At 47.1% G+C, this 12,006-nt stretch carries 8 protein-coding genes and 1 other RNA gene; 5 read left to right on the forward strand and 4 right to left on the reverse strand.

Annotation, left to right across the window (positions count from 1 at the left end; genetic code table 11):
* The first annotated feature begins 111 nt into the window (after positions 1-111).
* From nadK to bamE, 3 genes are all read left to right on the forward strand, one after another.
* Positions 112-990, forward strand: coding sequence for an NAD(+) kinase (gene nadK, locus H511_RS0114775; protein WP_027252999.1), 879 nt, complete (start codon positions 112-114; stop codon positions 988-990).
* A 173-nt stretch (positions 991-1,163) separates the two neighbouring features.
* Positions 1,164-2,831: a DNA repair protein RecN gene (recN, locus tag H511_RS0114780; protein WP_027253000.1), complete on the forward strand. Its 1,668-nt coding sequence runs from the start codon at positions 1,164-1,166 to the stop codon at positions 2,829-2,831.
* 175 nt (positions 2,832-3,006) lie between these two features.
* Positions 3,007-3,363, forward strand: coding sequence for an outer membrane protein assembly factor BamE (gene bamE, locus H511_RS0114785; RefSeq protein WP_027253001.1), 357 nt, complete (start codon positions 3,007-3,009; stop codon positions 3,361-3,363).
* 159 nt (positions 3,364-3,522) lie between these two features.
* Here bamE and H511_RS23535 read toward each other — a convergent pair whose 3' ends face one another.
* Together H511_RS23535 and H511_RS0114795 are read right to left on the reverse strand one after the other, a co-directional pair.
* Complete coding sequence (locus H511_RS23535; RefSeq protein ID WP_051288220.1) at positions 3,523-3,903, reverse strand: RnfH family protein; 381 nt, start codon at positions 3,901-3,903, stop codon at positions 3,523-3,525.
* Positions 3,893-4,327, reverse strand: a complete 435-nt coding sequence (locus H511_RS0114795; RefSeq protein ID WP_027253002.1) for an SRPBCC family protein — start codon at positions 4,325-4,327, stop codon at positions 3,893-3,895. The genes H511_RS23535 and H511_RS0114795 overlap by 11 nt, the downstream gene beginning before the upstream one ends.
* A 142-nt stretch (positions 4,328-4,469) precedes the next feature.
* Here H511_RS0114795 and smpB point away from each other — a divergent pair, with 142 nt between their 5' ends.
* Together smpB and ssrA are read left to right on the forward strand one after the other, a co-directional pair.
* Positions 4,470-4,952, forward strand: a complete 483-nt coding sequence (gene smpB, locus H511_RS0114800) for an SsrA-binding protein SmpB (RefSeq protein WP_027253003.1) — start codon at positions 4,470-4,472, stop codon at positions 4,950-4,952.
* A gap of 44 nt (positions 4,953-4,996) precedes the next feature.
* Positions 4,997-5,364, forward strand: a transfer-messenger RNA (tmRNA) gene (gene ssrA / locus H511_RS24465).
* A gap of 237 nt (positions 5,365-5,601) precedes the next feature.
* Here the strand turns inward: ssrA and H511_RS0114805 are convergent.
* Both H511_RS0114805 and H511_RS0114810 read right to left on the reverse strand, forming a co-directional pair.
* Positions 5,602-8,037: a hypothetical protein gene (locus tag H511_RS0114805; RefSeq protein ID WP_027253004.1), complete on the reverse strand. Its 2,436-nt coding sequence runs from the start codon at positions 8,035-8,037 to the stop codon at positions 5,602-5,604.
* On the reverse strand, positions 8,037-11,918 hold the full coding sequence (locus H511_RS0114810; protein WP_027253005.1) for a hypothetical protein: 3,882 nt from the start codon (positions 11,916-11,918) through the stop codon (positions 8,037-8,039). The genes H511_RS0114805 and H511_RS0114810 overlap by 1 nt, the downstream gene beginning before the upstream one ends.
* Between the last annotated feature and the right edge of the window lie 88 nt (positions 11,919-12,006).

Below are 12,006 nucleotides of genomic sequence, written 5' to 3' on the forward strand. Positions count from 1 at the left end.
CATATTATGGGGATGAAGTTCAACGATTCAACCCGATATCGACGACAAAGGGCGACATTTCCTTATGGCTAAGGCTATACTGGCCCCATTCTTACCCGTTGGATCAAGGACATGACGCGCCCTTTTGAAATCATCGCCCTGGTTGGCAAGCCGAGAAATCCTGACGCGCTTCACACCCACACCAGCCTTTACACCTGGCTGACCGCCAAAGGCTACCAGGTACTGGTTGATCATCGTCTTGCCCATGATCTGGATGTGCCCGCTGAAGCGCTGTGCGATTTGCTCACCATAGGTGACCGCGCCAGCCTGGCGATTGTCGTCGGGGGGGACGGTAACATGTTAGGCGCCGCACGGGTACTCTCGCGCTTTGATATCTCAGTGATCGGCGTTAACCGCGGTAATCTGGGCTTCCTGACTGATTTAGATCCGGACAACTTCGAGCAGGAGCTGGAAAAGGTGCTGGACGGCGAGTTCGTCACCGAACAGCGTTTCCTGCTGGAAGCCGAAGTTCACCGTCATGGCCAGATAAAAAGCCGCAATACCGCACTCAATGAAGCCGTGCTGCACCCGGACAAAATCGCCCATATGATTGAGTTCGAGGTCTATATCGATGAAAGCTTTGCGTTTTCGCAGCGCTCCGACGGCCTGATCATCGCCACCCCAACCGGTTCCACCGCCTATTCGCTGTCCGGCGGCGGCCCAATTCTCTCGCCGAGCCTTAATGCCATTACCCTGGTGCCTATGTTTCCCCATACGCTGTCATGCCGCCCGCTGGTGGTGGACGGCAACCGCAGGATCAAGCTGATTGTCCCTGACGACGGACGCACACTGGAAGTGAGCTGCGACGGACAGGTGTCGCTGCCCGTGAGCCCGGGTGATGAAATTCACATCTACCAGAGTCCGGATCACCTGCAGCTGATCCACCCGAAAAGCTACAGCTACTACAACATACTGCGCGGCAAGTTAGGCTGGTCGAGCAAGCTGTTCTGAAATCAAACCTATGTCTTTGTTAAGCCAGCCTTGCGCTGGCTTTTTTCATGTCATCAGAAACTTAACCTTAATCACAATTTTCACCATAAATCCGTTTGCCACCACTTTACTGTATGTAGATACAGTATATACTGTGCAAATAAACAGGTGTTGATTTAGACAGGTGAACACAGATGCTGGCACACATGACGATCTCTAATTTTGCAATTGTCAAAAATCTCGAGTTTGAAATGAAATCTGGGATGACAACCATCACAGGTGAAACCGGTGCAGGTAAATCTATAGCTATTGATGCCCTTGGCTTATGCCTGGGCGATCGTGCTGAAGCCAGCATGGTCCGCCCCGGTGAAGACAAAGCAGAAATTCACGCAACCTTCTCGCTGCGCAACAATCAGGCGGCCCGCCGCTGGCTGGAAGACAACGAGCTGATTGAAGGCGACGAATGTATCCTTCGCCGCGTGGTGACCAAAGAAGGCCGCTCCCGTGGCTTCATCAATGGCAGCCCGGTGCCCGCCTCTCAGCAAAAAGCGCTGGGCCAGCTGCTGATCAACATCCATGGTCAGCATGCACACCAGTTGCTGATGCGCCCGGAGCACCAGCAGGAAATGCTGGACAACTATGCCGGCCACCATGCCCTGATGGAAAAAGTCAGCAGTGACTATCAGGCCTGGCGGCATGCCAAAAATGAGCTGAACCGTCTGAGCCAGAGCCGTGCCGATAACGAAGCGCAAAAGCAGCTGATCCAGTATCAGGTTAAAGAGCTTAATGATCTGGCGCTGGGCGAAGACGAATTTGCTGAGATCGAAGAAGAGCACAAGCGCCTGTCCAATTCCGGCGATCTGGCGCTTACCAGCCAGCATGCCCTCGCCTTGCTGTACGAAGGAGATGAGGTCAATGCGCTGCAGTTACTGCAGCAAGCCAGCCAGCAAGTGCTTGAGCTGGGTGAAATGGACAGCAAGCTCAGCACTTTGGCCCCGATGCTGGAAGAAGCCATTATTCAGGTACAGGAAGCCAGCCAGGAGCTGCGCGGCTATATGGATGATCTGGATATGGACCCACAACGGCTGGTCTATCTCGAAGAGCGTCTGGCGAAAATTATGTCGCTGGCCCGTAAACACTATGTGATGCCTGCGGAACTGTGGCAGAAACATCAGGATTTGCTGCTGGAGCTTGACAACCTGGACGGCAGCGACGAAAAACTCGATGCTCTGGCCGATGCGGTTGAAGCCAAACGCCTGAGCTTTCTCGACAGCGCGGAAAAGCTGAGCAAAAGCCGCCAGCGTTACGCCAAAGAGCTCAACAAAAAAATCTCGCACAGCATGCATGAGCTGAGCATGGAAAAAGCGATTTTCCAGATTGATATCCACAGCGATCCGGAACGTATGCTGACCCCGCTGGGTTTCGACACCATTACCTTTATGGTCTCCACCAACCCGGGCCAGCCACTGCAGCCGCTGGGCAAAGTCGCCTCGGGCGGTGAGCTGTCACGTATCTCTCTGGCCATCCAGGTGATCACAGCCCAGAAAGTGGAAACACCCAGCCTGATTTTCGATGAAGTGGATGTCGGTATCAGTGGCCCGACAGCTGCCATTGTCGGCCGTATGCTGCGCACATTGGGCACATCGACACAGGTGATCTGTGTGACCCACTTGCCGCAGGTTGCCGGTTGCGGGCATCAGCAGATGTTTGTTGCTAAAAAGACCGCCAAAGGCCAGACCGAAACCCAGATGAAAGCGCTGGATGAAAGCTCACGGATCAGCGAGCTGGCCCGCCTGCTGGGCGGCAGTGAGATCACAGAGCGCACGCTGGCCAATGCCAAGGAATTACTGGTAGCAGCATGATCCGGCGCAGAAAGTTGCCGGTTAATCGCACCACTGATGCAACTTTCTGAACATTCCAGCGTCTGAACTCCCGCTTAATCTTTGCATTATGCGGGAGTTACCCACCTAGTGCTTTTACTTCTGCCACTAACTTGCTTATCATCACAAGCAGAACTGATTATTTTGCCGGGATGCTATGAACTGGAAAACTTTTGCCGCGTTAGCGTTGAGCGTCAGCCTGCTGGGCGGCTGCTCTTTGGTTGAACGCTTGGTCTACCGTATTGATATCAATCAGGGCAACTATCTTGATGAAAAAGATATCGATAACCTCAGATACGGCATGAATCAGGAACAGGTGCGTTATGTACTTGGCTCGCCGATGCTGGTAGAGCCTGAATACCCGAACACCTGGTATTATGTGTTCTATCACAAACCGGGCCACGATGAACCGCAACAAAAAAATCTGGTTTTAACCTTTGATCAAAACCGCTTGCTGACCCGCATGACAGGGGATTATCAGCCGGGGCCGAATTTCAACGACCCGTTAAATTAAACGGTTAAACCCTACGGCGGCTTCAGCGCCAGAACACAAAAAAGCTCGCCAAGGCGAGCTTTTCTTTTTGTTATCCGGCTGTAAATCCGACAGTAAATTGAACTGTGGCGGCGCAGAAAGCGCTTTTAAGAGGCCACATCAGGGCTCAGCACTGCTGTCCTACTCGTCTGTTGCGTCTGACGTATCTGGCGCATCGGATTCTGGCTCAGCGTCGCCTTTGGCTTTCTTGGCTGCCAGGGCTTCCTGCTTGGCCTGCTCGGCGCGCTTGCGGCGGATCTCTTTCGGATCGGCCAGCAAGGGGCGATAAATCTCTATCCGATCCCCTTCATGCACTTGTGCGTCCAGCTTCACCGTGCGGCTGAACACCCCGACCTTGTTCTTTTTCAGGTCGATCTCCGGATACATTTCCAGCACCCCGGAGCGTTCAATGATCTCCTGCACGGGCGTATCCGGGGTAATCGCCAGCTTGATCACCCGCTGGGTATTGGGCAACGCGTACACCACCTCAACATGGATCAGATTATTCTGCTCAGAGCTCATAAACTTCCCTGGCCCTCTGGGTAAAAGCATTGACCATGTTGTTGGTCAGCTCATGAAACACCTTGCCAAACACCGCTTCCACCAGCGCATTGGTGAATTCAAAATCCAGCTTCAGCTCCACTTTACAGGCATCGACATCCAGCTCGGTAAAGTGCCAGCCACCCACCAGTTTACGGAACGGCCCTTCCACCAGCTGCATGCTGATCTTATGAATGCCTTCTAACTGATTACGAGTCACAAAGGTTTTTTTGATCCCAGCCTTGGAAACGTCTACTGCCGCCATCATATGTTCAGTAGAGCTTTCCAGAATTTTGGTGCCAGAGCATCCCGGCAAAAACGCCGGATAAGACTCAACATCGTTCACCAGGTCAAACATTTGCTTGGCACTGAACGGGACCAGTGCAGAGCGACTGATTTGAGGCATAGTTTCTCCTTAACCCAATATCGCTGGTAATGATACCATTAGTCGGCGATCTGCCAAAGATTCAGTGATAGTGTGTCTCCATGGCCTACTGCCTCTGGGAAAAACGTTCCCCTAACAACTTGAATCCGTATAATAAGAAGCTATGGCAAAGAAAAAACCAAACAAGCCGGGCAGCAACACCATTGCGCTGAATAAGTCTGCCCGCCATGAATTTTCAATTCATGATGAATATGAAGCCGGCATTTCGCTCCAGGGTTGGGAAGTGAAGTCCCTGCGTGCGGGTAAAGCCAACATTTCCGAAAGCTACGTGTTTATCCGGAACGGCGAGGCGTTTCTTTCCGGCGCCACCTTCACGCCGCTGAATGCGGCCTCGACCCACGTGGTGGCTGAGCCGACCCGTGTGCGTAAACTGCTGCTGAACCGCCGCGAACTGGACCGCTTAACCGGGGCGGTGAACCGCGACGGTGAAACCATTGTGGCACTTTCCATGTACTGGAAGGGATCATGGGTTAAACTTAAGTTAGGTACCGCGAAAGGTAAAAAGCTTCACGATAAACGTTCAGACGCCAAAGACCGCGACTGGCAGCGTGATAAAGCGCGAATCATGAAGCACAGTTCGCGGTAGTCATTGACCTGGCAGAATTTTCTGCTAGTATTGAACACCTCACTGGGGCTGATTCAGGATTCGACAGGATCAAGAAGGCCCGTGGAGCATGCAGAGGTGCGGTTTGCCTCTTTAAAAAGCCGCAAAAAAATAGTCGCAAACGACGAAAACTACGCACTAGCAGCTTAATAACCTGCTCAGAGCCTGCCCTCCCTAGCCTTAGCTCGTAGGACGGGGATTCAGGGCAGTCAAACCCAAACGAGATCGCGTGGAAGCTTTGACCTGGGAGCGGAAGCGTTAAATTTAATTCAGGTGTGTCTCAGCATAGCGTGTTTGTTCGCAGTGCTTTGGCGAGATTAAAGACAAACTAAGCATGTAGCGCCATTGGTTAGACTGATTTTGGACGCGGGTTCAACTCCCGCCAGCTCCACCAAATCGTATACGAAGACATCTTCGGATGTCACAAAGCCCGCTAAGGTCCTGACCTGGCGGGCTTTTTGTTTGTTAAAGCATAATCTGATCGCCCTTAACTGCCAATGTACCCCTAGGATAAAGGAATATCCACTTCCCCTATCCTGAGACAGTCTAAACTGGACATGTAAAAGAGGTTATCCGGTAACTCTATGATATTTATCCAATCGATCTTAACCGTTGAATAAATATCAATTTACTAACTTATTCCCGATGAGATCAACAGCGCATGGTTCATATTAAAGTTAATCTCTTTCCATCGTTTAACTAATGTTGCCGCACATGGATTACCTGCAAGCTGATTCATACGAACCCAATCAACATCTAACAAATCAGCAAGTAATTCGATGTCCAATTCACCTTGTAAGGTGTGCCATTGTCGGATGCTGGGCTGTCTCATTAACTGAGCTTTTGGAGAGGTTAATCCACCGACAACAAAATATCCCTTTTCTTTGTCGTACCATATGCGTTGAATACCCGGTATGTTGCTCATCCACCGTTTGATGTCGTTTAAAGGCTTATCGAAGTATCGGGATAACAAGGTATCTAAACTACCACTGATTGATGTGTCTTTTTTCTTACCTCGCTTATCTAACCAACGCTGAATAACCTCTTTTTTCACCTGATAGTAAGTCACCTTCGTTTCATTTTGCTGATTAAGAGAAACTAATTGTTCTTGCCATAATTCAACTAATTCGGGTAACTCACGTTCAAATCGCATTGTTGTCTTTTGGCTAGATAACACGCCATCATCACTCAACTCTTTAACAATATTGAGCAGTACTTCAATATCAGGAAGCACCCAATCCAACAATGGATAAGGCTTCTGCTTCTTTGTTAGGTCCGAAAACGCATCTTCCATACCTAATGGCAGTATATTCGTTTGGTCATATGAGGGATCTTGCATCATGATTGACACTTGAGCGCCTTCGACCTTACTCAAAACAAGAGTAATCCTTGCCGCAAACCGACGTTGTTTATCAACTTCCGAGCCATAATAATCCATTACTACATTCTGCCGGTAACTATAGGGCCAGTTCTCATTCATCAAATTTAGTAAGTCATCTACAGATGTTTCAAAACTGGATAAGTAATCATTCGCTTTCGAAATCATATCGGAGTCTGTTGGATCGAAAGGAATTAGTACCGGTCTATCGTTTGAAACCGTAAACAAATAGCCATCAGTAATAACTATGGTTGATTCGTTTAAGCAAGCACGTTGCAATGGCAAAACCTGCGAAACGGGTCTGTCTACGTCAATGAGTAAACGTTTAATCTCTAACTCTTTAAGAACTACTTCAAGCTTTCTAATAATCGCTTCTTTGTAGGTCTTACTATCCAAAAGGTCATCACTGTAGCTGTAATAACCACCTTCAGGTGCAGCATATAGCTTGATTGGGTCTTCATCGCTTTTTGACTCGATTAACAGCCCTTTTTCAACAGGGTCTCCAGTTACATCATGAGGATTTACGTTGATATGTTGAACTGCGCACCGCCCAACTAGATACTTCGTTAGTGGGTAACGGTCATCTTCGATACCCTTCTCTTGGTCTAACAGAATCAAAACACGATCCGAACGCTCAAGCTCTATCCGTTCAAAGTCATTTGGTGCAACGCCATCTAGTAGATCCCATGAAACACTGACCCCTTTCTGTGAAATTAGGGATTTAAACAAGTCCAAGATTTCTTTAGAAGAAACTACAGTATTAATTCTTATGTCTATGACCTTGATTTCGCCGGATATCTCAATGCTTGGGAATGTCGACTTAGCCTTATTTGCCTTGTGTTTAGTTTTCAACGTCAACGGTTGAAGATTTAAAGTTTTAGCCGCAAGTTCAAAACCATAATCACGCGCAAAACGGATAAACTCATCTTGCACAGGTTTTAACACCATAGGCCAACTTTGCTCAAATCTCTTTGGTGTAGAAAGATCCAGAAACGGACGCTGTTTACGCGAGTTTTTACTCTTGCCGATCTCTTTAAACAAGGTTCCTTTCGGCTTTTTTTCATTGCCTGGATACCACCTGACGAGTACCTTATTTTTGTCATAGACCCACACAGGCTTCTTAATACGATCTATATCTTCGTCGTTGGATAGCGGTCTCAATGGAACATTGGTATAAAAAAGAGCAATCTCAGTGGTATTGCCATCTTTTAGCTGCTGAGTTCTACAATCTAGGCTGATCGCATTTACACCGCCAGCCCAGCTATCTACTTTCAATAACGGACAGCCTAAGCTGTAAGCTCCTTTACAGTGACCACCAAAAGCCCGCAATGAGCGCATCATTAGTCGAATCCACACAGGATTTAACACCGGTGAATATTCAACGCGAACCGGAGTAATAGGTTGCAACTCAGCGTCTACAATAGACGGAGGAATATCACTTGAACTTTGCAAAGCCACATAGAGACCAAACTGATTACCATTTTTTTTCATTAAATAGGCAAACTGCCGACTGTCTAGTTCAGCATCAATACGTTCTTCCCAGGCTTTCTTCTCTTTCCACTGATAGTTGTTATTGAGAAGTGGATAGTGATAAACCACAAATTTGTTGGCTTTATCTGCATCAACCTCGCTATTTAAATAAACCAAATGAGACAGCGGCAACTTCCTCAAATCTTTATTTTTATCCATTAACCTTGCTCCCTCATACGCTGCCAAACTATTTTCGAAAACCACTTAAAGCCAGACGTCATTTGATATCCATCGCTCACCAAACAACCGGGTAGAAACAGGATTGAAGCATTCTCAACTTTTACTGGCTCCAACATTTCAGAAAAGCCCGATAAGGAACAATCTTCACCAGTCAATAGGTTCGCGATTACCAAAATGGCATTTTCACCACGGATTTGTCGGATCTTTTCCAGCTTCTTAATTATTCCCAAAGGCGCAAATTCAGGATGTTTGCCGGAAGCAAGCCATTGCTCAAAGCCTTCATCCGACTGTTCCAGAGCAGCTATAGACCAAAATTTAGCATCAACAAAAACATCCGCGTTTGCTATCTCAAAATCATATAATTCAAACAGCTCATGGTTGTAGACGTCTTGTTTAGTGACTAGCTGCTTGTCACTCAGCAATGCGCGAATACCTTCCTCACCAATACGCCCTTGTAAAATTCGCTGAATCACGACGGGATGAAATGCAAATTGCTCTTCCATGTCGTTGGCAAACGGCTGAAACGACGTTCGAAAACCTTTACGATTAAACCAATCCGAAATAGCAGGTTGCCGATTAACAACCTCATAAAGCGTCTGTGGGTTATATTTAATCAATCCGGCTGCTCGCTTCGCAAAGAACTGCCAACTTTTTTGGTCGTACCATATTTCACCAGTAACCTTTGTTTCCTCGGGCCGTTCAAAGCACGCCCAACGACACAAAGGCTCAGTAATGCCAAACGTATTGTTATGCGGCATCCATTGGAGGTCATGCTGCAATACAGCGCGGCCTAGTTCATGCCAAAGCCCTGAAATATCTTCAATACAACCCTTACCTTGTCGTGCATCTCGGATAGCGGAAACTAACTTGTTATCAATAATATCTACCGCAGCAGAGCCATCTTGGGATCGCGTTTTCAACAGGGCAAGAAAGTTGGAAACCGATGCATCTTCGGAATGAGTAAGATCATCAATAAGCTGGTTATTAAGGTTTGAAACCCAATTTCGGTTGTTAGTACAAACAGTTAGTTGGCCGTAGTTGCGAAGATGAGCTGCTACATCATCGCTTAAATGAATGGCTACATGCGGCACATACGTCCAAGCACGTTCAATACGTCCAACTTGCTGCTGCACGTCAGCGGCAAGATTCTTAACATAGTCATTAGTCCCTTTATAAAGCTTGTTTAGCTCCTGGATTTTAGAGACTGAGTTATTCATCAACGGCATAATAAATTGCCGCTGCTGCTTACGTGAAAACTCTGAACGCCTGACTAATTTTTCTAAGTTTCTGAGCTGAAAACCAGCATGAGACATTTCATCATCATCGTCATTGCTATCCCATGGTGAAAAATAAAAGTGCTTACTTTCAATAATAAACAGCGACGTCAGATCCATTTGTCCTTGAGACTCAGGCAAGGAGTAATCCAAATTAATGCCATTGGTAGCGGATGCAGTTTGTGTCATTACCACCACGGTACGGCCAGAGTCGAACGCCGCTTGATATGCGTGCTCAAATCCTTCTCGTTTTTGTGCTTCAGCATTGAGCAAGCAAACCATCATGGGCTTACCATTGACCGTTAAAGGAATAAACACATCGTCAAAAGAAGACAATACGCCAGTGGTTGATCGCTCCATTTCAAGCCAATCAGCGCTCATTCTGCTGTTTTCTGCGGTATCACTTATCAACCACTTCCTGAGGTATTTAACTGAGTTAACAAAGGCCAAGTGCCCTTTATGTTGTGGCTCATTCGCTGCTAAATGCAGAACGTGCAGTAATTTAAACAACACAGACTGCCGGTATTCATACTTGTAATCTGAGTGCTCAGCCTCAAAAAATGCAGCGTTCAAATGCAGCTTTGCCTCCTGAAAAACTGGCGCATCGGTAGCATCATCAAAGTCATGAATCGTGGTTTTAAGTGCCGAGCGACGCTTTTCAGATTTGTCTTTAACCAACGAGCGGATCACTGCCATTTGCAGCTGCTTATCCTCGTCAGTTTGTAAATATGGAATCGGCTTCTTAAACCAATCTTCGGGTCGCTGCTCAAAGCTATCGCCCAAAAAACTCTCGGTACATTGTGGATTGCGGGCTTGTGCCACGTAACGCAAAGCGCTTTCAATCCAGCGTATATCGAAATGACCAATCCCCCTTTCAATATAAGAGGTTGCGGATAACGCAAAAACAAGATTTCTACTCGATAGCGAAACCATTAACCCTTCAGGTGTTGTCGGCAATAGTGCTCGTTTAATCTTGATCCTCAACGGGTCAATATCCGCTTCAGCTTCATCCGTGGTTAACAGCCAAGTTGTCAGACCAAACATATTCGTCTGAGTATTAGGTAATAGGTTTGATTTACTGAGCGCTTCTAACTCAGGTAAGCTAGTGCGAGGCAAGGAGAACAGCGATAAACTTGGTAACGCCGAGCTGTAGTATGATGGTCGATAGTCATTCGCTGGGTCAAACAGCAACCGGTTTAACCGAACAAGATACTCATAGGCTTCAGATTCATCACTAGCGAACTGCGACAACAACAAACTGAAGCGTCTGATATATTTCTCCATCACCCGCAGGAAATCACCGACATCAACCGATATGTCATCGCTTTCTCCATAACTTTTGACTTCAAAGCCATGAGGCCTTTGCTGTAATTTCAAAGGCTCACTGGTCACTAAGTGATCTGAGCGAAACAGATATTTCTTTTCGAACGGCACACCTGATTCATACTGCTTTAAAGGTATTACCAGCGCCCTAGACCGATTGAGATCGACACCTTTACTTATCAGATCCTCCTCTAACTCAGCAATGAGCTGTTTAAGCTCACTGTAAAGCTCAGGTATAGGCTGTGCAGTCACAAACTGCATTCGTGCTAATAAGCGCTTACCCCCTTCAAGCAATTGACCAATACACTCAGGCGGCTCTTGCACCATTTGAGACTGGGCGAGTAATGTTTGTAAAATGTCCGCTTGGTAATCAAACTCATCAACAAATACCACCTTACCGGCCAGTTGCCCGCTCGACATCCTGACTTTCTGCTTTCCGTCGTAAAAGGAAGCAAACAGTTTTTGCGTTGTTAACACCAGTAAATGTTGCTTATCATCGTGCCAGGCAATAGCGGGGAAAATTCGACGCACCCATTTATTTTCTCTGAATAAACGAAGTTTTTCTTTTGCTTGCTCCGTGAGTTCATGCGCCTTGCCATGGTGCTTACTGGAATATTTGACTGCCTTCTCTAAAGACGACATGCACCCAAGTAACGTACGCTCTAAAAATCCACACAGTTTTCTTAGTTCTTGCTCCTCTCTTTCGAGCAAGACACCCATCGAATCAGGGTGTTTCTTTTTATACTCAACGTTACGGGCAATGGCGGCAACGTTATGACAAGTGCGAACGAGAGCCTCTTTATCGGCATTAGAACGAAACGCACCTAAACCATAGATATCCTCAATGGCCTTATAAGGATCGGGCAAGTCAGATTTTTGAACGCCTTGTTCATGTGGCAGTGCCCGTTGAGAAACAGCACTGACGACAGTTTCATCTTGAGCATAAAGAATGCTAACTCGCAGTGGGTTACCTGAGCTGTCTTTTGCACTCGTGGCACTGTCATAAATGTCATGCAGGATATTCCAACGATGGGTAACTAAGATAGCCTGCAACCCTTTGGATTTTATAAATTCAAGGCTCGCTGGAATTTTCCCGTCCGGGCTACGATAAAGAGAACTACTTTTGCCACCGCCTGTTGGGCCTTGCAACTGGCAAAAGCCAGCAATAGCCTTTTCGTTCTTTGCATTAACCGATAGAGCAAGTGCCTGTTCAATCGTATGCGCAATTATTTGATTATAAGAAGTCGGTATTGGCTGACTCATCTAAATCCTCGTTAACTTGATATTCCTTTTGAGTTTCGCCCCTTTTTTAGATGGGGCGACAAGGTTGGAGACAACACAACACCAACAA

Origin of the sequence: Photobacterium halotolerans DSM 18316 (assembly GCF_000425165.1) — a bacterium.
Lineage (GTDB): Bacteria > Pseudomonadota > Gammaproteobacteria > Enterobacterales > Vibrionaceae > Photobacterium > Photobacterium halotolerans.

Bases quoted from the DNA above. Each gene is read 5' to 3' on its own strand.
- H511_RS0114805 (WP_027253004.1), bottom strand. From the start codon at position 8,037: ATGGATAAAAATAAAGATTTGAGGAAGTTGCCGCTGTCTCATTTGGTT.
- bamE (WP_027253001.1), top strand. From the start codon at position 3,007: ATGAACTGGAAAACTTTTGCCGCGTTAGCGTTGAGCGTCAGCCTGCTG.
- H511_RS23535 (WP_051288220.1), bottom strand. From the start codon at position 3,903: ATGAGCTCTGAGCAGAATAATCTGATCCATGTTGAGGTGGTGTACGCG.
- smpB (WP_027253003.1), top strand. From the start codon at position 4,470: ATGGCAAAGAAAAAACCAAACAAGCCGGGCAGCAACACCATTGCGCTG.
- nadK (WP_027252999.1), top strand. From the start codon at position 112: ATGACGCGCCCTTTTGAAATCATCGCCCTGGTTGGCAAGCCGAGAAAT.
- recN (WP_027253000.1), top strand. From the start codon at position 1,164: ATGCTGGCACACATGACGATCTCTAATTTTGCAATTGTCAAAAATCTC.
- H511_RS0114810 (WP_027253005.1), bottom strand. From the start codon at position 11,918: ATGAGTCAGCCAATACCGACTTCTTATAATCAAATAATTGCGCATACG.
- H511_RS0114795 (WP_027253002.1), bottom strand. From the start codon at position 4,327: ATGCCTCAAATCAGTCGCTCTGCACTGGTCCCGTTCAGTGCCAAGCAA.